At 38.4% G+C, this 24,044-nt stretch carries 18 protein-coding genes and 1 tRNA gene; 7 read left to right on the forward strand and 12 right to left on the reverse strand.

The features are described 5' to 3' along the window. Positions 1 to 30 precede the first annotated feature (30 nt). Positions 31 to 1,179 (forward strand): DNA polymerase III subunit, encoded by a 1,149-nt coding sequence (locus E4635_RS06885; RefSeq protein ID WP_135525893.1) that lies wholly within the window; start codon positions 31 to 33, stop codon positions 1,177 to 1,179. A gap of 4 nt (positions 1,180 to 1,183) precedes the next feature. After that, the gene (locus tag E4635_RS06890) at positions 1,184 to 1,567 is read left to right on the forward strand and encodes a DoxX family protein (protein ID WP_135525894.1); all 384 of its coding nucleotides are present in this window, start codon (positions 1,184 to 1,186) and stop codon (positions 1,565 to 1,567) included. Here E4635_RS06890 and E4635_RS06895 read toward each other — a convergent pair. The 6 genes from E4635_RS06895 to E4635_RS06920 form a co-directional block, all read right to left on the reverse strand. Next, entirely contained in the window at positions 1,559 to 3,832 is a 2,274-nt protein-coding gene (locus E4635_RS06895; RefSeq protein ID WP_135525895.1) for a helix-turn-helix domain-containing protein, read from the reverse strand. The two genes, E4635_RS06890 and E4635_RS06895, sit on opposite strands and share 9 nt — an antisense overlap. A 281-nt stretch (positions 3,833 to 4,113) precedes the next feature. Continuing rightward, positions 4,114 to 4,677, reverse strand: a complete 564-nt coding sequence (locus tag E4635_RS06900) for an OmpH family outer membrane protein (RefSeq protein ID WP_135525896.1) — start codon at positions 4,675 to 4,677, stop codon at positions 4,114 to 4,116. A gap of 265 nt (positions 4,678 to 4,942) precedes the next feature. Continuing rightward, complete coding sequence (locus tag E4635_RS06905; RefSeq protein ID WP_135525897.1) at positions 4,943 to 5,791, reverse strand: class I SAM-dependent methyltransferase; 849 nt, start codon at positions 5,789 to 5,791, stop codon at positions 4,943 to 4,945. A 102-nt stretch (positions 5,792 to 5,893) separates the two neighbouring features. Beyond that, the gene (gene mnmG / locus E4635_RS06910; protein ID WP_135525898.1) at positions 5,894 to 7,765 is read right to left on the reverse strand and encodes a tRNA uridine-5-carboxymethylaminomethyl(34) synthesis enzyme MnmG; all 1,872 of its coding nucleotides are present in this window, start codon (positions 7,763 to 7,765) and stop codon (positions 5,894 to 5,896) included. 133 nt (positions 7,766 to 7,898) lie between these two features. Then, positions 7,899 to 8,318, reverse strand: coding sequence for an rRNA maturation RNase YbeY (ybeY, locus tag E4635_RS06915; RefSeq protein ID WP_135525899.1), 420 nt, complete (start codon positions 8,316 to 8,318; stop codon positions 7,899 to 7,901). After that, the gene (locus E4635_RS06920; protein WP_135525900.1) at positions 8,305 to 11,616 is read right to left on the reverse strand and encodes a DUF4175 family protein; all 3,312 of its coding nucleotides are present in this window, start codon (positions 11,614 to 11,616) and stop codon (positions 8,305 to 8,307) included. Before E4635_RS06920 ends, ybeY begins: the two co-directional genes overlap by 14 nt. A 144-nt stretch (positions 11,617 to 11,760) precedes the next feature. Between E4635_RS06920 and gltX the strand changes: the two genes are divergently transcribed. Beyond that, positions 11,761 to 13,266: a glutamate--tRNA ligase gene (gltX, locus tag E4635_RS06925; protein ID WP_135525901.1), complete on the forward strand. Its 1,506-nt coding sequence runs from the start codon at positions 11,761 to 11,763 to the stop codon at positions 13,264 to 13,266. Positions 13,267 to 13,293: 27 nt separating this feature from the next. On the opposite strand, the gene E4635_RS06930 is transcribed toward gltX, so the two are convergent. Together E4635_RS06930 and E4635_RS06935 are read right to left on the reverse strand one after the other, a co-directional pair. Continuing rightward, complete coding sequence (locus tag E4635_RS06930; RefSeq protein ID WP_135525902.1) at positions 13,294 to 13,878, reverse strand: hypothetical protein; 585 nt, start codon at positions 13,876 to 13,878, stop codon at positions 13,294 to 13,296. A 130-nt stretch (positions 13,879 to 14,008) separates the two neighbouring features. Further along, positions 14,009 to 14,662, reverse strand: coding sequence for a PorT family protein (locus tag E4635_RS06935; RefSeq protein ID WP_135525903.1), 654 nt, complete (start codon positions 14,660 to 14,662; stop codon positions 14,009 to 14,011). 106 nt (positions 14,663 to 14,768) lie between these two features. On the opposite strand from E4635_RS06935, the gene E4635_RS06940 reads away from it, so the two are divergent. Then, positions 14,769 to 15,752, forward strand: a complete 984-nt coding sequence (locus tag E4635_RS06940) for an SPFH domain-containing protein (protein ID WP_135525904.1) — start codon at positions 14,769 to 14,771, stop codon at positions 15,750 to 15,752. A gap of 310 nt (positions 15,753 to 16,062) precedes the next feature. Here the strand turns inward: E4635_RS06940 and E4635_RS06945 are convergent, their stop codons facing one another. Then, positions 16,063 to 18,150, reverse strand: coding sequence for a glutamine--tRNA ligase/YqeY domain fusion protein (locus E4635_RS06945; protein WP_135525905.1), 2,088 nt, complete (start codon positions 18,148 to 18,150; stop codon positions 16,063 to 16,065). 139 nt (positions 18,151 to 18,289) lie between these two features. Between E4635_RS06945 and folB the strand changes: the two genes are divergently transcribed. Both folB and E4635_RS15720 read left to right on the forward strand, forming a co-directional pair. Next, positions 18,290 to 18,649 (forward strand): dihydroneopterin aldolase, encoded by a 360-nt coding sequence (folB, locus tag E4635_RS06950; protein ID WP_135525906.1) that lies wholly within the window; start codon positions 18,290 to 18,292, stop codon positions 18,647 to 18,649. A 91-nt stretch (positions 18,650 to 18,740) separates the two neighbouring features. Beyond that, positions 18,741 to 18,811, forward strand: a tRNA-Cys gene (locus E4635_RS15720). 449 nt (positions 18,812 to 19,260) lie between these two features. Here E4635_RS15720 and E4635_RS06955 read toward each other — a convergent pair. From E4635_RS06955 to rnr, 3 genes are read right to left on the reverse strand one after another with little or no spacing between them, the layout of a single operon-like run. Continuing rightward, positions 19,261 to 19,947 carry a LysE family translocator gene (locus tag E4635_RS06955; RefSeq protein ID WP_135525907.1) on the reverse strand — a complete coding sequence of 229 codons (687 nt, stop codon included), beginning with the start codon at positions 19,945 to 19,947 and terminating at the stop codon, positions 19,261 to 19,263. A gap of 51 nt (positions 19,948 to 19,998) precedes the next feature. Then, on the reverse strand, positions 19,999 to 20,670 hold the full coding sequence (locus E4635_RS06960; protein ID WP_135525908.1) for a head GIN domain-containing protein: 672 nt from the start codon (positions 20,668 to 20,670) through the stop codon (positions 19,999 to 20,001). 16 nt (positions 20,671 to 20,686) lie between these two features. Then, entirely contained in the window at positions 20,687 to 22,867 is a 2,181-nt protein-coding gene (rnr, locus tag E4635_RS06965) for a ribonuclease R (protein WP_135525909.1), read from the reverse strand. A gap of 719 nt (positions 22,868 to 23,586) precedes the next feature. Here rnr and rpiB point away from each other — a divergent pair. After that, positions 23,587 to 24,018 (forward strand): ribose 5-phosphate isomerase B, encoded by a 432-nt coding sequence (gene rpiB, locus E4635_RS06970; protein ID WP_135525910.1) that lies wholly within the window; start codon positions 23,587 to 23,589, stop codon positions 24,016 to 24,018. Positions 24,019 to 24,044 lie beyond the last annotated feature (26 nt).

Consider the following 24,044-nt stretch of genomic DNA (forward strand, 5'->3'; position numbering starts at 1 on the left):
AAAATTAAAGCATTCATTTATATTTGCAATATGCAATTTAACAAGATAGTAGGCCACGAACATTTAAAAAATCATCTCACGCAGAGTGCTTCCTCAGGCAGGATTCCTCACGCACAATTGTTTGTAGGCCCGGAAGGATCGGGAGTTTTGCCTATGGCTATTGCTTATGCGCAATATGTGCTGTGCCGGAATTCGGGAGCGGAAAATTCCGGGGGAAACGAATCCTGTAACTTAAAATTCGAGCATTTTTCTCATCCGGACCTGCATTTTATCTATCCGACGGTAACCACTGAAGAAGTAAAATCGAAACCCAAAAGCTTTGATTTTTTATCCGACTGGCGCCAATTCCTAACAGAAAAGCCCTATGGAAGCCTGTTCGATTGGTACAATATGCTCGGCGTCCAGAACAAACAAGGGGAAATAAGGGTAGAGGATGCGCAGGAAATCGTAAAAGTGCTTTCTTTAAAAGCATATGAAGGCGGTTATAAAATCATGATTGTCTGGATGGCCGATAAAATAAATATCGCTGCATCCAATAAATTGTTGAAACTGCTGGAAGAACCTACTGATAAAACCCTTTTCATCCTGATTACGGAACATGAGGAAGACATCATCCAAACGATCCGTTCCCGTTGCCAAGTGCTTCATTTTTCGGGCTTAAGCGAAAGTGCCATAGCCGAATCACTGGTGAACAACCAAGGTATCGATCCTAAAAAAGCACAGAAAATCGCGCGGAAATCACAGGGAAATTACAACAAAGCATTGCAATTTTGCAACGAAGTGAACGATGACCAGCCTTTTGAAGAATGGTTTGTTACCTGGGTTCGGGCCGCTTTTAGGGCCAAGGGAAATGCTGCTGCCATCCAGGACCTGATCAGCTGGAGCGAACAAATTGCCGGCCTGGGCCGTGAAACCCAAAAAAAATTCCTTCATTTTTGTGTTGAAATGTTCCGACAGGCCTTACTTTTGAATTATCAAAGTGAAAAATTGGTCTACCTGGAGCCTTCTGTTGCCAACTTCAATTTCGAAAAATTCGCACCTTTTGTCAACGGAAACAATATAAATGATATTTTTAACGAACTTTCCGATGCTATTTACCACATCGAACGCAACGGGAATGCCAAAATTATTTTAACCGACCTATCAATAAAATTAACCCGTTTAATTCACAAAAAATAAACTTATGGAAAATTTAGCCGCCGTTTTCATCCTGATTTTTTTAGCCATTACTTTTCTGCAGTCCGGCTATGATAAATACACCGATTTCAACGGGAATTTATCCTGGCTGACCGAGCATTTTTCAGGGACATTCCTTGACGGTAAAGTGGCTCCGGCCTTAAAAACACTACTGGCTTTGGAAATTATCGCCGGGATTTTATGCCTTGCCGGAGTACTCGAACTCTCCATAAGCGGAGGGACCCTTTTTGGGAAATACGGAGCTTCGGTATCCTGTATCGTTTTGCTGATGCTGCTTTTCGGGCAAAGGATCGCAAAAGATTACGACGGGGCCAGGACCATTGCCATTTATTTTATTCCTGCTGTTTTAGTGGTGTATTGGCTAAGCTAAATTCAGGCTTGCCCGAAACATTTTCAGTTCGTCCCAGGTAAATTTGTCACCGTATTTTTCTTTAAGAGGATTAAGGGTTTCTTCCGTATAATTGTTGAAAACATTTCTTAATTCGATGATTTTATCTTCCGGTAAAACATCTGCAATCGCTATTTTGCCGGCTTCGATCAATTTGGCGATATGACCACCAATGGTTTGTACCGTCAGCTTTCGGATGGCTGCTATTTCCTTGACGGAATTTTTCTCGAGCCACAACTCATACGTTTCCTGGACAGTGCTTTTTTTAAGTTCTTTTGGTACCTTTTCCTTCTTCGTATATCGTTCAGCATCAGCATTATCATCAATCAAGGTGCTGTTTTTGCTTTTGAATTCTACGCGGATTTTTTCCAACGCATTGCTTTTGTAATTTTTAATTTCATGGGAAGTCAGGGCTTCTTTCGAAATTGTTTCACGTGAAGCGATTGTTTTTACCAGCAACCGGGCCTTCATCAACCGCAGGACAGCTTTAACCTGAAGTTCTTCCAGGACGGATAATTCTTCGTAAAACGCTTTTACTTTTTTAATCCGTTTGACTTCTTCCAGTTTCCATAAAATGTCGTAAACCATTTGGTCCATGGTACTGAAAAAATAAGCATACGCGGCATTTATTCTTTCTTCAATAAATTGATAATCAGTTGTTTCACGTGAAAAAAGCGCATGCAGCTGGCTCATGAACTTGCGCGCCGGTTCTTGTATCTGCCAAAGGATCCCGGCCTGTTTTTTCGCCCAGGCAGCGTGCTTTGATTTTTCAGAATTCTCCGATTTTTCAGTATAGCTGAACTGGTGGTTCCTCCATTCCTGGGCCAAATCCTGCCAGTCAAAAGCCGATTGCAGGTATTCCAGCAAAAATTTCCTTGTTTCCTGTTCCAGGGAATTGGCCAAGATGGTTTCGTTTGCCTTATTGCCGGCATAATCCATCACGTCCAGGTCGTTCGAAATACCGTTCATTTGAAGCGGAGAAAGCAAAATAAGGCCTTCTAAGGAGCGTAATCTCGATAAAGCCACATAGGCTTGTCCGGGAAGGAAAACCTGCGATACATCAAGCGCAGCTTTGTCAAACGTTAATCCCTGGCTTTTATGGACCGTTATGGCCCAGGCAAGTTTGATAGGGTAGTGGACGAAAGTACCCAAAACTTCTTCCTCGATTTCTTTAGTATCAGGGTTTACCAAATAACGGATGTTTTCCCATTCGTATTTCTCGACCTCGATTGTTTTGTTTTCTTCCGGAAAATGCACCATGATTTCTTCTCCTGAAAGGGATTTGACAATGCCCATTTTCCCATTGAAAAAATGCTTGTCCGCTGACAAGTCGTTTTTCACAAATATGACCTGCGCTCCTTCCTTGAGTTGCAAACGCTCTTCTATGGGAAAGATTTTTTCGGGAAAATCCCCGGTAATTTCCGGCGAAAAGGTAAACAATTTGCCTTCCAATTCTTCTAACGCTTTGGTATTCATAGCGTCAGCTTTGGTATTATGCGTGGTTAAAGTGATGAAGCCTTTGTTTTTTTTGAAGTCAAAGTCTTTTTTCACATACTGGTTTAAAACACCGATATCTTCCTGTGAAATCCTGTTGTTCCGCAGGTTATTCAAAACGGATATGAAAATATCGTCTGTTTGGCGGAAAATCTTTGAAAGTTCAATATATAGCGGAGGATTCAGCTGGATAACATGCGAATGGAAAAAAAATTTCCCTTTGTAATACTGGCGCAATGTTTTCCATTCCTCGTCACGGATGACCGGCGGGAGCTGCATCAAATCGCCAATGAACAACACCTGCACACCGCCGAATGGGCTTTTCTTTTTGCGGACGGACTGCAGCATAAAATCGATGGCATCCAGCAAATCGGCCCGAAGCATGCTCACTTCATCAATAATCAGCAGTTCCATATTGCGGATGACTGCCTTTTTAATGCCGCTCATCCTAAAATGCCTGGAAAGTGTCTGTTTGGTTTCAAAGGCAACCGATCCGGAAAATTGAGGCGCCACATTCTCGGGTATGAATCCGGCAAACGGCAGCTGGAACATGGAATGTATCGTTACGCCACCGGCATTTAGCGCGGCAATTCCGGTTGGAGCCACCACCACGACATTTTTGTGGGTGGTGCTGATGATTTCTTTCAACAGTGTGGTTTTCCCGGTTCCGGCTTTCCCGGTCAGGAATATGTTGCGTTTGGTCTGATTGATGAATTGAAGGGTGTATCGGGCGTCTTGAGAGAGGTTTTCCATTTGGCTTGTAAATATCCGGCTAAAATATTGAAATTTTTCAAATGAAATTTACGCAGCCTCGAATTCGATCGGAAATGATGAAAATCCGGCCGTTTTTAAAGCCAAAATGCCTTTTATAGCCCCGATTGGAGCAAGTATCCTTTTGCTGCTGTTCCAAGTCTGTTTTCGTAATTTGAAAAAGAGTCTTGAACAGCAGAAAAGATACTGTGGAAAGCGGGAATAAGCTCCAAAAAAAAACCTCCACCAGAATTGATGAAGGTTTTTGCTTATTTTCCCGAAAATTATTTCTTTTCTTCTGTTTTTTCTTCTGTTTTGGCCTTTCCGGCGTATTTTTCGTTCAAGACTTTTGTCATTTCTCCTGTAATGTCATACGCTTCTTTTGCATATAAAACGGTTGCTGCATCACCGGTTCCGTAGATGTAATCGTACCCTTTTTCCTTACCGTAATCTTTGATGAATTGCTTCACTTTTTTAACAAGGCTATCGGTTTCTTTACCACTTTCCTGTTGCAATTGCTGCAACATTCCTTGTTGAGTGTATTGCAATTGCTGCTGCCTTTGCTGCAATTCGGCGCCTTTTTGCTGTGCCCACGCCTGTCCTTTTGCCATTGCGTTTTGCTGGAAACTGTTCATTTCCGCTTTAAGGTTCTTTGCGGTCACTTCGAGCTCACGGTCCATGACTTCTCCTTTGGTTTTGTACTTTTCGTTCAATTCCTTCGCTTCGTTATAGTCCTCCATTAATTTTGAAGTATCGATATAAGCTGTTTTGAATTCTTTAGCACTTGGGGTTTTGTCACAGGCAATCATTGAAAATGCCAATGCTGCAAATAATACGATTTTTTTCATTTTATATTTTTAATTTATTTTTTTGAAATTTTGGTAAAAGTAATCATTTTTTAGAATGTTGGATTATTCCATTTTTGAAATGTGCTTTTTTGCGAATTTAACCTGAAAAAGCCATCATAAAAAATTATTATCCGAATCTGGTTTATATAGTTTTTTGCTATGGAAACAGGCTTGTTTTAAGCGGTTTTGAGCGGTTTTTGGTTTTTGGACATAAAAACACTTATTGACGACAATGAAAAGGCTTCAAAACGCTTTAAAATTGATTTTAGGTGTTTTTAAGCACGTAAATGTGCGATGAAAACTCCAAAGTCTTTTTTGCTTTGCTGTTCGAGCGGAATCCAATCCAAAAAGCCTTGAAAAAATTCATTTTGCCGTTTTTATATTTTTCCGACAAAAGGGAAACGTAAAAACTGTCAAAAACCATTGGAAGGATTTTGATCAGTTTCATATTTTCTTTGGCAAATAATTTTTCAATCGAAATTTTGGAAAAATGCCACAAATGCCTCGGCACATCGTAAGCAGCCCAAAAGGGCCCGTAATATTTTGCGTCAAACGATTTAAAATTGGGAACCGCGATAAAAATGGTACCGTTTGGCTTTACCAACCGCTTTAATTCCTTGATTTGTTCTTCAATATCGGGTACGTGCTCCAATACATGCCACATAGTGATCACATCAAATGACTGGTTTTCAATGCTTTTTAGGTCATTTTTAAAGGAAACTCCTTTGGAAATCGCCATATTTTTGGCTTTTTCACTAGGTTCGAGGCCTGTTGTCTGCCAACCTTTCGCTTTGGCCACGGTCAAAAAATCCCCGGTTCCCGCTCCAATATCCAAAAGGCTTCCTTTTTCAGGATGAAAGGAAGTAATGAGCGAAACTTTCTTTTGTAAAGAATACGTTTTGACGGACTGGTATATTTTTTCAAACAGGGATCGTTTTCCATCAGTATGCGAAATATAATCGTCACTTTCGTAATATCCCGGCAAAGCATCCGGCGAAGGCTGTGGATGTGTTTTTAATAATTGCAGGTTTTCATCTATCAGCAGTTCGAAATTTTCTTTCGAGACGGAATGGTCTTTCACCTGGATGAAAACGGATTGATTTGAAAAATTCATGTATTGGATTAAAATATAATAACTTTTTTGTTTGTTAATTTCCGAAGCCGTTTCACGTGGAACATTTCAATTCGGAAAAAAGATCAAATAATTTCCCTTCTTTTATCTTCCCATAAAAACCAACAATACGGAAATATCATTAGGCGACACACCACTAATTCTTGACGCCTGCGAAATGGTGACCGGCCTGATTTTTTTCAGTTTTTCCTTGGCTTCGTAAGACAATGATTTTAATTTGTCATAATCGAAATTTTCAGGAATATGGATGTCTTCGAGCCTATGCAATTTTTCGGCATTGTTTCGTTCCTTTTCAATATATCCGGAATACTTGACCTGGATTTCTGTTTGTTCCAAAATTTCCTGGTCCAGTTCGTGTGTTGAAACATATTCACGGATTTTATCAAACTGCATCATATCCTGCATGTCAATTTGAGGACGGGAAAAAATCTTGAACATTTTATCCGATTGTGTCACTTCTGACGTTTCTTTGGCTCGGAGTACCGGATTTGCTTCTGCTATAGTAACACTTGTTTCTTTGACAAAATCAACCATTGCTCCGGATTTTGAGAATTTCTCTTCCATGCGGCGCATACGTGCTTCAGAGGCCAATCCGATTTCAAACGATTTTGGTGTCAGCCTGAAATCAGCATTATCCTGACGAAGCAAAGTCCTGTATTCGGCCCGTGAAGTAAACATGCGATACGGTTCTTCGGTGCCTTTGGTAATCAAATCATCAATAAGCACTCCGATGTAGGCTTCATCCCGTTTTAGAATAAAAGGTTCTTGTTCCTTTACTTTCAGCGCAGCATTAATTCCTGCTATCAATCCTTGGGAAGCTGCTTCTTCATAACCTGTTGTTCCGTTAATTTGCCCGGCGAAATACAAACCGTCAACTAATTTCGTTTCTAAAGTATGTTTGAGCTGCGTAGGAGGGAAGTAGTCGTATTCGATTGCGTAACCGGCACGGAAGAATTTTACGTTTTCGAAACCTGCAACGGAACGAAGCGCTTTAAACTGGACATCTTCCGGCAACGATGTCGAAAACCCGTTAACGTATACTTCAACCGTATTCCAACCTTCTGGTTCCACAAACAATTGGTGCCTGTCTTTATCGGCAAAACGATTGATTTTATCTTCAATAGAAGGGCAGTATCTTGGTCCTAAACTTTTAATTCTGCCATTGAACATCGGAGAACGCTCAAAACCTTCGCGCAGCAAATTGTGCACTAAAGGCGACGTATACGTCATGTGGCAATCTCTTTGAACAGTTAGTGGTGATGTAATGTCGGAATATGAAAATTTTGAAGGATTGATATCGCCACCTTCAACACTCATTTTAGAATAATCCAAAGATCGACCGTCAACCCGTGGCGGCGTTCCGGTTTTCATCCTGCCGGCTTCAAACCCGATTTTGACCAATTCTTCGGTAATACCGAAAGAAGCACTTTCTCCAGCACGTCCTCCTCCAAATTGTTTGTCACCAATATGGATCAGTCCGTTTAGGAAAGTCCCGTTGGTCAATACTACTGATTTTCCATAAATGGATAATCCCAAAGCCGTTTTGATTCCGACAATCTTATTGTTTTCTACAATTACACCAGAGGCCATTTCCTGATAAAAATCAAGGTTGGGGGTTTGCTCGAGCATCAATCGCCATTCTTCAGAAAAACGCATACGGTCACTTTGAACCCTTGGCGACCACATAGCGGGCCCTTTGGATTTGTTCAGCATCTTGAATTGAATGGCCGTCTTGTCGGAAACAATTCCGGAGTACCCACCAATAGCATCAATTTCTCGAACAATCTGTCCTTTGGCAATTCCTCCCATAGCAGGATTGCAGGACATCTGGGCAATATTCTGCAAGCTCATCGTAACAAGCAACGTTTTGCATCCTAAATTCGCAGCGGCGGCGGCGGCTTCACATCCTGCGTGCCCGGCACCTACCACAATTACATCATATTTTTCTAAAAACATTTTATTCTTTGTTTGTGGCCTGATCCGAAAATCAGGCCTGAATTTTAATGTTCCACGTGGAACGTAAAACTTCTATATTATTTTTTTAAAGCATTTGTTCCACGTGGAACGTTAAAAAATAAATAATTTTAAACTACTGTTCCACGTGGAACAGCTTGATTTTTTCATCTTCTTTTGAGCGCATTAGCACTTCATCAGCTTCCGATTTGTCTTTGTAACCGCAATAATGAAGAACACCGTGAACGAGAACGCGTTTCAATTCCTCTTCAAAACTTACGTTGAAATCTATGGCGTTATCCTTAACTCTTTCAACAGAAATATAAATATCGCCGCTTATAGTGTTACCAACAGAGTAATCAAAACTAATAATATCGGTCAATGTATCGTGGTCTAAATACTGACGATTGATTTCAATTAAGTAATCATCATCACAGAAAATATAATTGATTTCTCCTTCGGTTTTGTTTTCGGAAGCAATCACATTTGAAATCCAGTCGAAATACAGCTGCTCGTTTTGGATCTCAAAATCTAATTCATAATTAAAGCTTATCATTTCCTTTAAAATATTCTTGAACCTTGCGGTTAAAATTGGAGCGCAAAGGTAGTGTTTGTCTGTTTAAAATCTCAATGCTGTTTAAATAATCTTGCAATTTTTGAGGTAGAGGAGGAGCGCCGTTTGTAAACTGTGCCTTATTCGTATTCGATTGGCGCTTTGTATCCTGGTTTTGTTCCTGCATTGCTTTCTCTAATTTCAGCAATTCGTACTTAAGATTTAAAGCTTTTTGAATAACATCATTCGAGAAACCTTTATTGATTAACTGCTTTTCGATCTGTTTCATTTGGTCCAATGCATTCTGTCCAGAACCACCCATACCGTTTTTTTGCAATTCTTTTTCCAAAGCATCACGCAATTGCTGCTGCTCTTTTAAGATATCCAGGACTTGTTTGGCATCCCCTTCGCCATCATTTCCTTCACCAGAAGATCCCGGTTTGTCACCTTTTGACTGTCCGGGTTTGTCTCCTTTTGCTCCAGGTTTTCCTTCGTTACCAGATTTGGGTTTTCCTTCTCCCATTTTCTTGGCCAGGCCTTCTTGCTTTTTGATGATATCCGGCAACTGCATTCCCTGTCCTTGCCCTGGTTTGGGTTTGCCTCCGGACATGCCAGCAAGCGACATTTGCATTCCGTTGAGGATATCACTTAATAAATTAGCCAAATTATTAGCGCTGGTTAACGTGAATTGTTGGTTGGCTGTTCCGCGTCCTATTTGATTGTCTGTGAAATTCTCAATACTCTTGTCAATGTTGTAATAAACTTTTCCAATCTCATTGGTAACCGGTTCGCTGATTTTCGGATTCCTCAAGGACATGGCAAAAAGGCTGTCATCAACATGCTTGAACTGTGTTTTCAAATCCTGCTGTGCTTTCAAATATTTGGTAAAGGAAGCCGAAGAAACACTGGAAGTAGATTTGAAATTCTTAATCAGGACTTCTTGAGAAAACGAAAATTCAAGTAAATTATCCAAAATCTGACGGAGCATTTTCACATCTTCCTCCATTTGTTCTTGTTCACCGCCTTCCATTTCCGCCTGCATAGCCTGTCCCATTTGTTTCATTTTCTTGGCTGCATTTTTTTGTTTAGGAGAAGCTTTGTCCTGTTGGTTTTTCTTCAAATCATCAGTGGCATTTTGCATGTCTTTTTCAATGCTTTCTTCTTTTTCTTTATCCTGGGGAATATCCAACGGTGATTTCAATTCCTTATTTTCCTTATTCAACTCTTTAAGATCTTCCTGTATCTTATCAAATTCTTTGTTGATTTCGTTTTGTTTTTCAGCTGAATTTTCCTTTTTATCATCAGAAAGAGCCTCTTGCTTATCAGAAAGTTTGTCTAATTTGTCTGCAATCTGTTCTGCCTTTTTCTCAACATAATACCGTTTGGTCAACTCCACAAGCTGTTCAAGGTTCTTGCTTTGGTTTTTGCTTTTCTGTTGGAATTTTTCAATCTTCTCAAACAATTCTTCCTGGCTTAGTTTATCGTTGAGCTCTTTAAGTTCATCCAAAAGTTTTTTGTTTTTTTCCAATTCTTTCTCTGATTTTTCCAATCTTTCTTTCAGTAATTCTTTCTCTGGATCCTTTTCATTAGACTTGAATTGCTCCAGGTTGTCTTTTATTTTCTCTGAAAACTCTTTCATCATTTCATCCTGCTGCTTTTGCCTTTTGATAAAATCATTGATTTTTTGCTGCTCTTTATAGTCTAGGCTGTTCTTTTCCTTATTGCTGTTTTTTAGCTTTTCGAGATCAGACATTTGCTTGTCTTGCGCGTTAAGCGATTTCTCTAAACTGTTGATGTTGTCGTTTTGCTGTTGCAGGTTTTCTTCCTGTTTTTCTTCAGCTGTAGATTCACGATGGGAGAAGGCCTCTGATTTGGTGCTCTTGAAATGATGCAATGCGTCATTGTCGAATACTTCAAAATAATACTCATACGATACGCCCGCATCAATATTCAAATTACTTGGGAAAGCAAAAACAAACTGATCGTATACATCGTTCTTGATCGCAATGGTTCCACGTTTCACATCGGTAGGTTTATTCTTTGGATAATACACAACCTGCAGTTTTGAAAAACCATAATCATCCGAAATCTGGCCCAATACATAGTTTTTGGTTCCTTTTAAACTGTCCGGAGCCATCGTTGCTTTGACCGTTGGGTATTGGTCTTTTATGATATTGATGGCATAATTCAGTTTTTCGTAGTTTTCGACTGATTTATTAGAAGTAAATATTTGATAATCTGTGTTTTGAATGATATTTTTAGACAATTTGAACTCGTTTCCGTCATGATTGAAAGAAAAAGAAGAATTGTCCTGGATCAGATGGATGCCTGACGTGGCAATTGTGCTGATTTTCCAGGTTACTTTTGTGCCTTCCGGTACGATCGCATTTCCGGTTCCTTTGATAATTTCGGGTTTTCTATTGAGGTAATTAGGGAAATTCAGGAGCATTTCAAAATTGGAAATCGCCGGAACAGCTACCACATCCAAAGCATATTCTTTTGAAACAACCTCATTGGCTTCGATATGGAAATCTACATTCTCCAGAGGTTTTTCGAATACAAACCGGAACATTCCTTGCTGCGTGTTTTCCATAAAATAACTTTCATCACCAATAAAAATCATGGCCTTTTCGGGTACTACATTTCCAACGGTTTTTACAGTCAAGGTAAAATCTTTTCCTTGTTCGGTTTTCAGGTCGTTGCCGATAACAAAACGAAATGGGGCAGGAGGCAGGAATTGCTCTTTGTAATGCACGACTCGGTTCATGCTTTCTGTGATGAGTTGTTCTTTTCCGGAAAGCATCAGGAACAACAGCACTAATATCGGGATGATAGCCAGCGGTAAAAACTTCTTGTTTTTATTGAAATCTACCGCATTGGTAAACGGAATCGGCTGAAGGGAATTTGCTTTCTGTTCTATCGAAGCCAGGAGCAGTTCGGAATGATTGCCGTCTTGTGAAAGCTGCAGGAAATTGGTCAGCTTGTCGTTGACTTCAGAAAAATGGTTTCCTATGATTTTCGAGGCTTCGTTAAAACCGATCCCTTTTTGCAACTTGAAAAGCTTGAACAACGGAAAGGCAATAAACCGCACGAGCAGGAAAATTTCCACGATAAGGAAAAGCCAGAAAAGGAACGTTCTCCCAATGGGTTTCAACCAAAGGAAATATTCGATAAAACTGGTGGCCAGCAAATATATCAGCCCCAAACCGACAAAGAAAATGCTTCCCCTGAGCAATTCATTGGTATAGAATTTCCTGATAAATCCTTCTAATTTCTGAAATATGAGTTTTGAGTTTTCCACAGTAATAATTTCATCCTTTTATAACCAATAAAAGTACAAATTTTTCAATTGCATCAACATTAAAAAAAAGCGAATTACAATTCTCATTTTCAAATTTTTAAATTGATCTTTTGAAACCGTATCTTTGTACCAAATTTTACGAAAATGTCAAAGCAAGTGCGTGTGCGTTTTGCACCAAGTCCAACCGGACCCTTACATATTGGCGGAGTCAGAACCGCTTTGTTTAATTATCTATTTGCCAAAAAGAACGATGGTATTTTCTTTTTGCGGGTGGAAGATACCGATCAGAACCGATTCGTACCCGGAGCCGAAGCCTATATAATGGAAGCTTTGGAATGGCTGGGAATTGCCCCGGATGAAACGGTTGGGAAAAATGAGAAGTTTGGCCCGTACCGCCAGAGCGAAAGAAAGCCGCTATACAAACAATACGCAGACCAGCTTATAGCATCCGGCTGGGCATATTATGCTTTTGATACCGCTGAAGCTTTGGATAAACATCGAAAAGAACACGAGGAGCAAGGCAAAACATTTATTTACAACCATCACAATCGTGAAAAATTAGATACTTCTTTGGTTCTTTCTCAAGAAGAAACAGCCAAAAGGATTGCTTCAGGCGAAGAATATGTCATCCGTTTTAAAACTCCGGTTGATGAGACATTGCATTTGAAAGACATCATCCGTGGGGATATAAAATTTGAAACCAATTTGCTGGATGATAAGGTACTTTTTAAGAGCGACGGAATGCCAACGTATCATTTGGCGAACATCGTTGATGACCATTTGATGGAAACCTCTCATGTTATCCGTGGTGAAGAATGGCTTCCATCGATGCCGCTGCACGTTTTATTGTACAGGGCTTTCAATTGGGAAGCGCCAGAATTTGCCCATTTGCCATTAATCCTAAAACCTATAGGAAATGGAAAATTATCCAAAAGGGATGGAGACAAAATGGGCTTCCCGGTATTTCCACTGGAATGGAAAACAGAAGAAGGTGTTTCCTCCGGATACAGGGAAAACGGGTTCTTCCCGGAAGCAGTAGTTAACTTTTTAGCTTTATTGGGATGGAATGACGGAACAGAGCAGGAGTTGTTTTCTTTGGAAGAATTAATCCGGAAATTTGACCTGAACAGGGTTAATAAAGCGGGTGCGAAATTCGATCCTGAAAAGAACAAATGGTTCAACCACCAATACCTGGTAAAGAAAGACGATGCTTTTTTAGCAGCGTTGTTTTTACCGATAGTACAATCAAAAGGCATTGAAACAAATCTTGGTTATGCAACAAAAGTGGTGGCTTCTGTAAAAGAAAGAGCGCATTTTGTAAATGAACTTTGGGACTTATCCGATTATTTCTTTACCGCACCAGCATCGTATGATGAAAAAGCGGCCAAAAACTGGAAGGAAGAAACCCCTGAACTTATGAAACAGTTGATTTCAGTATTGGAAAACATTCAGGATTTTACTTCTGTGACTATTGAAACAACGGTAAAAGAATGGCTGACTGCAAACGAAATAGGAATGGGCAAGGTGATGCAACCTTTCCGATTGAGTTTGGTAGGAAAGATGATGGGGCCGCATTTGTTTGATATCGTAGAGATGTTAGGCAAGGAGGAAACCACCAGGCGGATCCAAAAAGCTATTGACACGTTATAAAAATAAAAGCTCCTTACGGGAGCTTTTTTATTGTAAACAACTAATGTAAACCGGTGTGTTGAAAAAACCCAAAACAGCCATATTGCTGGTATCCTGTATATTTCGCTCTGAGTTGGCAAGCCTGTTCAGCAGCAATTCACAGTTAGGAAAATAAAACTTGATCTTGGAATAGATCTCTCCTCTTAAATTGACGTTTTTTTGGTTCCTGGAATTGCTGAATTCATGTGTTTCTATAATCATATCTTCTTTATCAAGCACATGGAACACGTAGAAAACAGTACTGCTTCCTTCTTCTTCGGGCATCGAAATACTAACCAAAGTCCTTTCCGGGGTTTCAGCCAAAACAAAAAAACCGCTTATTTCATTGGATTTATCGAGTTTGAAGGTTTTAAATTTATTCACACCAAAAATTACATAATCAAAATCCCTGAAATTTGCCTTGAACTCCTTCTCGCTGTTTGCCAATTTGTAATAGATCGTTTTTTCAGAGGCATCAATCCGGAACGAGTTTTTTTTTATTTCTGTCTTGGAACCGTCTTTTTTAACGATAAAAGAATCCGGAAAAGCGATTTGTGAAATACATAAAAACAACAGAAGGTAAAGTTTTTTCATAGTAGGTTGGTGTTAATTCGCAAAAATAAAACACATTCCAGCCATTCAAATTAAACCATTATTAACAAATAAATAAATTGTAATAAAAAAGCCCCGCAATGCGGGGCTTCAGTGTTGAAATAAGGTAATTTTATAAATTAATAAGCAACTGGCCGCTTAAAATCCCTAAATGGCCTTTGAAATCCCCATTGTTTTTGGTTGTCAATTCCTCACTTTTATTCAGGTTGTTCAGGAAATTATTCACTCCGTACTGATAGGACAAAACTGCCTTCACTTGTTTGGACCCGGCAGAAATACCCATGTAAAGATTCCCGTTTATTTTAGTCACATCTTCAATATCAGCAACAGTCAAAGCCGTTCCTGCAATGGTATTCTTGGCATCGTCGCGGTTAAATTTCAGTTTGTCATTTACCTGGAGGACAGGTCCCAATTCTATTGAAAGATGGTCTTCCACAATATTATAACTCAATAGTAACCTAATCTGGGCGGCCAGGAATTTATAATCGACATCTTTATTTTGTGCCAAAAGAGTGGTGCTTGCTACGGAAAAACGGCTTTCAGTAAACTGCATCCCAAACACCATACTGAAGTTGTTATAATAATTTCCCCTAACTGAGAATCCTCCGATCCATCCTGATTCTGGATTTGCGTCAAAATTAGAAGTCATAAGCGACGTTTGGGTAATCCCGCCCGAAATCCCGATCCTGTTGCCATCACGGCGTCCGTATTGTGCTGATAATGAAACGGAAAACAACACAAAAACCCAAATAAATATCTTTTTCATAAACCTGTTTTTTGCAAAAGTAGCTATTATTACCAAAAAGAGTTGTAACTTTTAAAATAAACTCACGTATAACTACCATTAATCAAATAACTTAAAAATAAAAACTATGGGAATTTCTTTTCTTGCTATTTTATTTATCGGCTTTTTTCTCTTAATGGCTTCCTTTTTTACCGTAAAGCAACAGACAGCAGTTGTTATTGAGCGCTTTGGTAAATTTTTAAGCATCAGGAATTCAGGTTTACAACTAAAGATTCCTGTTTTTGACAGAATTGCCGGCCGTGTCAACTTGCGAATCCAACAATTAGATGTTATCATCGAAACACAAACCAAAGACAATGTGTTTGTCAAAATGAAAGTTTCAGTACAATTCAGGGTAATCCAGGAACACGTTTACGAGGCTTTCTACAAATTGGAATATCCTCACGATCAGATTACTGCGTATGTATTTGACGTAGTTCGTGCGGAAGTGCCAAAACTGATCCTGGACGATGTATTTGTCCGTAAAGACGATATTGCCATCGCTGTAAAACGAGAATTAAACGAAGCCATGCTGGCGTATGGTTATGATATCATCAATACCTTGGTCACAGATATAGATCCGGATATCCAGGTGAAAAACGCCATGAACCGTATCAATGCTGCAGAAAGAGAAAAAACAGCAGCTATGTTTGAATCGGAAGCACAACGTATCCGAATTGTAGCCAAAGCCAAAGCAGAAGCGGAAAGCAAAAAATTACAAGGACAAGGTATTGCAGATCAGCGTCGTGAAATTGCACGAGGATTGGTAGAAAGTGTGGAAGTGTTAAACGAAGTGGGAATCAATTCACAGGAAGCATCTGCTCTTATTGTGATTACGCAACATTACGATACGCTGCAAGCTATTGGTGCCGATACCAACTCGAATTTAATTTTGCTTCCAAATTCTCCACAAGCGGCAAGTGATATGTTGAATAGTATGGTGACAAGTTTTTCAGCTTCCAACATTATTGGAGAGCAAATGAAAAACCAACCGAAAAGAGTAAAATCGAAAGATCATACTTCAACCGATTATAATCCTTCGGATACTTCTGATCCGAATGCTGCATCGTAACATTTTTAAAAAAAATAGTTGAAAAGAGTCCATCAAAAAATGGGCTCTTTTTTTTATTCCATTTTTTGGTCCAAAAAAACGAATTTTACGCTTTTTAAACCTTAAAATTAAAATAATGCGATTTAAGCCATTTTCGAAATATAAAACAATAAAACACCTTGCCTCTTTTTTTTGATGGTTTACAATTAAAATATGAAGGTCACTTTTAATTCATAAAAACTATTATTTATGAAATTCAATAAAAAATATCTATAATATAAAAACCCGCTGATGGGCGGGTTTTTAATAGTTAAAATTTATATCTCAGTTTTTAGAATTTTGTAAATTTTTCCAAAACCATTGGATCAGTTTCTTTTTCTCTTAAATCTAAAAGTTGTTCTCTGTATGAATTAAAAAGATAATTATTATTATTAAAAACTTCAACCATTTCTGCTCTAACGATATTTGATTGACTTGCTCCTGAAAAATTGAATAATTTGTCAATTTTGTCTCTTTCTATTTCCTCGACATCCAGGTTATTGGAATAATTAAGGATCATATTGGCAAAAAGAAGAGACTTTTTGTCATTAACGCTATTCATGTTGGTATTAAAAGCATTCAATAATAAGTTTGTATTTTGAATGGCTGAGATATCGTTCTTAAAAGCAGCCTCAAACTCAGATTTTTTATCTAAATCATTGTTTTTGAAGTAACTGTTTATATTTTTCGGAATCGATAATTTAAGTAAGTTTTCTTCTTTTTTATCGTTATTGACAACTGTTACTTTCAAATCAACGGTTTTGTTGAAAACTAAGGTTTCTGATGTAGAATCCCTGTCTACGCAGAAATACCCGGTGCGCTGGAACTGGAATTTATCGCCTTCTTTAGCTTCTTTCAAACTGTTTTCAACAACGCCTTTCACGGTTTTCAAGGAATTCGGGTTCACAAATTCAAGGAAACTCTTTTCTTGTGTATCTGGTGATTCTTCAGTAAACAAACGATCGTACAACCTGATTTCCGCATTTACAGCATGAGGAACCGAAACCCAATGGATGGTTTTGGATACTTTTCGGTTACTGGCTTCAGAACCGCTACCACTCTTACTGTCAGTATCATAGGTTGCTTTTATTTCGGTAATGACACCGTTGGTATCTTTTGTAACCGCTTCAAATTGTATGATATACGCATTTTTTAAACGTACTTCTTTGGAAACAAAATCGTCATTGAAACTTAAAAAGTCTTCTCTTTCGATGTAAATTTCTTTGGAAAAAGGTACTTTTCTGAAGGTCATGGTTTCTTCTTCCGGATTGTTTTCGGCTTCCAGCCATTCTTCATTTCCATCAGGATAATTCGTAATGACTAATTTTACCGGGTCAAGAACGGCCATAACCCTTGGTGTTATTTTGTTTAAATCTTCGCGTACGCAGAATTCCAACAAAGAAACATCTATTAAATTTTCACGCTTGGCAATGCCAATGGTATCGGCAAAATTCCGAATGGAAGCTGGTGTATAACCGCGTCTTCTCATCCCGGAAATGGTTGACATACGCGGATCGTCCCAACCGGTAACATGCTTTTCTTCAACTAATTGCAATAATTTCCGTTTGGAAACCACTGTATGTGACAAATTCCTTCTGGCAAATTCCCTTTGCTTTGGCCTTACTTTTTCAGTGTCATAAATCTGGTCTAAAAACCAATCGTACAATTCTCTGTGCGGCAAAAACTCCAACGTACAAAAAGAATGCGAAATTTGTTCCAGGTAATCGCTTTCGCCATGAGCCCAGTCGTACATAGGATAAATGCACCATTTGTTGCCTGTCCTGTGGTGTTTTTCATGTAAAATCCTGTACATAATAGGATCTCGCATTAACATATTAGGAGAAGCCATATCAATTTTGGCCCGTAAAATATGAGCCCCTTTTTCAAATTCACCGTTTTTCATTCGCAAGAATAAATCCAGGTTTTCTTCCACAGAACGATTCCTGAAAGGGCTGTCAACACCAGCTTGCGTAGGGGTTCCTTTTTGTTTTGCCATTTCTTCAGAAGACTGGCTATCTACGTAGGCTTTCCCTTTTTTGATCAATTCGACCGTCCAATCGTAAAGTTCCTGAAAATAATCAGAAGCATAACGCTCTTCGGCCCATTTATAACCAAGCCATTCCACATCCCTTTTGATGGCATCTACATATTCCTGTTCTTCCTTGGCTGGATTGGTATCGTCAAACCGTAAATTTACAGGTGACTGATAATCAATACCTAAACCAAAATTCAAACAAATGGCACTCGCATGGCCAACATGTAAATAACCGTTAGGTTCCGGTGGAAAACGAAAGCGTAATTTAGCAGGAGACAAACCATTTTTTAAATCTTCCTCTATGATTTGCTCTATAAAATTCAGTGATTTTTCTTTAGTTGACATATTCTTAAATTGAAAAGGCAAAGTTACCAAAAATGTTGGTTATTTGGGCATTGGTTGATTTTCTTATTTACCGTTTCTTACAGAAAAAGTTGTAATTTTATCCGATAAATGACTAACCAAATCTTCGAATACACTTACAATGGGAACAATAAAACTTAAAAATATACGGACTTTTTCATTTCACGGATGCCTTATCGAGGAAGGAAAGATCGGTTCTGATTATACCGTTGACCTGGAAATCAAAACCGACCTGCGCAAATCGGCACAAAGCGATGCCTTGGCAGATACCGTGGATTATGTACTTTTGAACAGGATTGTAGTGGAAGAAATGGCCATTCGTTCAGAACTTTTGGAACGTGTGGCACAACGGATCATGGAACGTATCTTTAAGGAAATACCTGCGGTTTCAAGGATTCTTGTGGCAGTTTCAAAACTAAATCCGCCTATTGGTGGTGATGTTGAAGCAGTTACCATTGAAATGGAAGAATATAGAAATTAATTCCTGGCAAAAGACAATTTTATTCAAAGTTTTTGATTTTTGGCTTTTGGCTTTTAACTTTTTTCTTATATTTGCAATCCAGTAAATAAAGGGCGTCGTGGCCGAGCGGCTAGGCTGGGCTCTGCAAAAGCTCCTACTCCGGTTCGAATCCGGACGATGCCTCAAGGAAAGAGATACGAAAGTGTCTCTTTTTTTTATGTTTTATTTTTTTAAAAAATAAATTAAATGGAAAGTTCGAATCCGGACGATACATGAGGAGAGATGTGAAAATGTCTCTTTTTTTTATGTTTTATTTTTAGGAAAAATAATTTAAATAGGAAGTTCGAATCCGGACGATACATGAGGAGAGATGTGAAAATGTCTCTTTTTTTTATGTCTTATTTTTAGGAAAATAAGTTAAATAGGAAGTTCGAATCCGGACGGTGCCTCAAGAAAAGATACGAAAGTGTCTCTTTTTTTTATAGTTAATTACAAATTAGCCATATTTTGATAATTGAAAATTAAACTAGATTTTATAGTTATTTTTTCAATTGTACGGGTATTTAATTTGTAAGAAGGCATAAAAAAACCTCTCAATTAGGAGAGGTTTGATTTGATAAAAAATATAAAATTTATTTCTTCTCTATCTTCTCAATAGTGTCTTTTACAAATTGCTTATCGCTTGGAAACCAGCCCTGAACCAATAAAACAACACCGAAAACAACCAACAAGATACTGCTTGCCTTTTTGATTTTGATGATGTTTGAAGGGGTTAGTTTGTTCCGTAACTGTTTGGCTAAAAGGATCTTTCCCACGTCTGTAGCCAGGTAAGAAAGGATGACTGTGGTGAAAAACCAAACAACATTAGTTACGTCCATTTGTAATTTCGGGACAAAAGTAATGATGATCAGCAGCCAAAAACCCAAAACACCGATATTGATGAAATTGAGCAAAAATCCTTTGATAAATAAGCTGAAATAATCCTTTTTTATCAATTCGACTACTTCGGCATCCTCATCAATGTTTTTTCTTGCCTTACGCAGCTTAAAAAAAGAAATAAGCCCATAGGTAAGCATAATGATCCCACCGAAAATAAACAAGGCAGGATCGTCTTTTAAACTTTGGATTAAACGGTAACTTCCCAAATACGCCACACCGATAAAAAAAACATCGGCCAGGACCACTCCAATATCAAAGAAGAAAGCCGCGCGGAAGCCTTTGGTAATACTGGTTTCCAACAGTACAAAAAAAACAGGTCCGATCATGAAACTTAAAAATATTCCTAATGGGATTCCGTTGCTTAAAATGTATTGTATCATAGACTGTATTTAGTGAATCGGCAAGTTAAAGTTTATAATTCAAAAATTAAACTATCTTTTGCTCAAAATGATATTTCCACCCAAAATTGTTTTCTGGTTGACTTGTTTCGGATTGCCGTAAATGGTAATGCTTCCGCCGGCCCGTACTTTGGCATCGACCAGGTCTGCAGCGGTAACATCTGCACTTCCGCCGGCATTTACAGATACGGTAGCTTGTGAAGCCTTGCATTCCTTCGCTTCTAAAATACCACCCGAATTAATTACAACAGCCAGGTTTTCAGTACTTCCGGTTAGTTTGACAACGGCTCCATTGGACGATTTTACCGAAATTTTCTTCGCCTGCACAGTAACTTTTATCTGCGATCCTTCCTTGGCAATCAAATTAAAATTAATGGATTCCAAAGGAGTTTCACAAGAAATATAAGAACCTTCGTTAGCTTCAAGCCCTTCTATTTTCTTAAAATAAACCTTGGCCACGATATCTTCTCCTTTGAGCAATTTACCCAAAGGCATCCTGATTTTCAATTCACTGTTGGCATTGACAATTTCTACTTCATCGGATAATTTACCGGTAATTTCAATTTTGTTTTCTGTGGAAGCAATCAGCTGCACCGATATTTTATCGAAAGCGGTAACTTTATCAAAATCACCTAAATTCTTGGTAACCTGGGCGGAAACAAAAGTAGTAACCGATACAAACGAAAGGATCAATAGTTTTTTCATAAAAAGGGATTTTACATTATTCTTTTTTTCTTAAAAAATGAAAATCTAGTTGTTTTTTTACTAAATCAGCATTTTTAACTGTAACGTAAACTTCGTCGCCTAATTGCAAAAGTTTCTTTGAAATTTCTCCAACCAAGGCATATTGCTTTTCATCAAAAGTATAATAATCGTCTTTTATTTCCCGGATACGGACCATTCCTTCGCACTTGTTTTCAATGATTTCAACATAAATCCCCCATTCGGTCACACCGGAAATCACACCTAAAAACTCTTGGTCCTTATGGTCCTGCATGTATTTGACTTGCATATATTTGATAGAATCACGTTCTGCATTGGTCGCTAAACTTTCCATATTGGATGAATGGGCACATTTTTCTTCGTAAAGATCCTGGTCTACTGATTTTCCTCCGTCCAGGTAATACTGCAGCAAGCGGTGCACCATAACGTCAGGATAACGCCTGATGGGAGAAGTAAAATGCGAGTAATACTCAAATGCCAAACCATAATGGCCAATGTTCTCCGTAGAATAAGCCGCTTTGCTCATGGTCCTGATAGCCAAGGTATCAATCAGGTTTTGCTCTTTTTTTCCATTGACATCTTCCATCAATTGGTTTAAAGATTTGGAGATATTTTTGGTATCGCGCAAATCGAGCTTGTAACCAAACTTGGAGATAACACCTTGCATCGCAAAAAGCTTGTCTTCGTTAGGTTCGTCATGGATCCTGTACACAAATGTTTTCTTTTGTTTCCCGATATATTCTGCTACTTTCCGGTTGGCCAAAAGCATGAATTCTTCGATAAGATGATTGGCATCTTTGCTTTGTTTGAAATACACACCGATAGGTTCCGCATTTTCATTCAGGTTGAATTTCACTTCCACTTTATCAAAAGAAATTGCACCGTTGTTCATACGGTTCCTTCTTAAAATCTTGGCCAGTTCGTCTAATTTTAAAGTAGCTTCCACCAAATCATCCGAAACAATATAATCACTTCCGGTTAAGGAAATTTCTGCCGGGATGGTATTGGATTTTGTTTCGATAATATGCTGGGCCTCTTCATAGGCAAACCTTTGATCGGAATAGATAACCGTCCTTCCAAACCATTGGTTCATCACCTGTGCTTTTTCATTGATTTCGAAAATAGCCGAAAACGTATATTTTTCTTCGTTCGGACGCAGTGAGCAGGCAAAATTTGACAATACTTCAGGCAACATCGGAACCACACGGTCTACCAAATAAACCGAAGTCCCACGCTGGTACGCTTCGTCATCTAAAATAGTCCCTTCCTGCAGATAGTATGAAACATCGGCAATATGGATACCAATTTCGTAGTGTCCGTTCTCCAGTTTTTTGAAAGATAAGGCATCGTCAAAATCCTTGGCATCTTTCGGGTCGATCGTATAGGTAAGGGTTTGCCTCATATCACGGCGCTTTGCAATTTCGCTTTCTTCAATGGAAGTGTCCAATTTTTGGGCATATACTTCTACCTCTACAGGAAAGTCATAAGGCAAACCATATTCGGCAAGAATGGCATGGATTTCGGTATCGTGCTCTCCTGGTTTTCCCAGTACTTTCAGAATGGTACCAAAGGGAGAATCGGCTTTTTTGGGCCAATCTTCAATTTTGGCAATTACCACATCTCCATTTTGTGCATCGCCTATTTTATCTTTAGGGATAAAAATATCGGTATACATTTTGGCATTGGCCGTAGACACAAAAGCGAAATTCTTCTGGATGTCTATAACACCTACAAATTCCGTTTTGGCCCTTTCGATCACTTCAATCACTTCCGCTTCCGGGCGTTTTCCTTTGCGGCGGTTATACACATACACTTTGACTTTATCATTATCCAAGGCATGGTTTAAATTATTGGTCGGGATAAAAACATCATCCTCAAAATCTTCCGAAATAAAATAAGCGGTTTTGCGGGAAGTCATATCGATTGTCCCTTCGTAATAATCCTGGCTCATGGCTTTTACCAGGTATTTCCCGGGTTCGGATTCGATAATCTGTTTTTTCGATTCCAGCAATTTTAAATCTCTGATAATTTCATTTCTACTTTTGGTATCGTCAACATCTAAAATAGCAGCAATTTGTTTGTAATTAAAAGCTTTGTTTGCGTTTTGTGAAAGTATTTTTAAAATCTTTGAAGAGAAATCTTTTGGCTTGGAACCAAACTTTTTTGGTTTTTTACTCATAGTCATTTTCTAATATTCCTGAAAATTACAAAATACTATCCAGTATTCGGTAAATGCCAGCTACATTTAAATAAAATATAACTTTTTAAAAATAAAAATTTTTTAAAAACTCAAAGTTTTCAACATACATCTAAAAGAAGAAAAAAAGAATTTTTTAAAATTTAAAATTTTGGTGGTTATGATAGGGTGTTGATAATGGCAATAACTTTTCAAAAAGCAATACGATTCTTGAGTTATACATTTTTATCTTGGTTTATTAACATAATATTAATAGTTTAAAGACTTCATTTTAAAGGCTTTCTGAAAAGCTATCAACAACTGTTAACAATCTGGAAAACGCTTTTTTTGTAAATAAGTTTTAGTGTTGATTTTGTTAACAACCCCTCTTTTCCACACTGATAAATAATCTAAAAATTCCCGAAACTTTATTTGGTTTTTCCATTCCGGTTTTGGATTACGATTTTAATCGATACGACCAAGAAATAGTTCTAATTTTCTATTTAAAGTTGTTAACATTTGGTGTTAATTTAATATTAACTGATTATCAGTTAGTTACAATTTAATGTTAACATTACAATAATTTAACAATTTTGATACAAAAACCGCATTGATTTTCAGCAACTTATGCTTAAAGTAAATTTCCGTTGCAGAAACAAATCGGGCTACGAACAATTCACAATATCTTTTGGTAAATTTGCACAAACTAATAGCACACTCTTATGAAAATATCCATTGGAAATGACCACGCCGGACCGGAATATAAAAAAGCGATTATCGAACATTTGGAAAATCAGGGACATACGGTTATCAACCACGGGACCGATACTTTTGAAAGTGTTGATTATCCAGATTTCGGCCATGCTGTTGCCTCAGATGTAGAAAATCAAAAAGCGGATTTCGGTATTGTGATTTGCGGTTCCGGGAACGGGATTGCCATTACGGCAAATAAGCATCAGGGTGTCCGGGCGGCACTTTGCTGGATCAATGAAATTGCCGCTTTGGCACGCCAGCATAATGATGCCAATATTATTAGCATCCCGGCACGGTATACCAATATCAAGCAAGCTGTGGAAATGGTCGAAACATTCCTCACCACAGATTTTGAAGGCGGGCGCCACGCTACCAGGGTTGATAAAATTGCCTGCCGGTAATTTTCAGGCAACCAAAGCTAAAACCC

The organism is Flavobacterium humi, assembly GCF_004745595.1.
Taxonomy (GTDB): Bacteria; Bacteroidota; Bacteroidia; order Flavobacteriales; family Flavobacteriaceae; genus Flavobacterium; species Flavobacterium humi.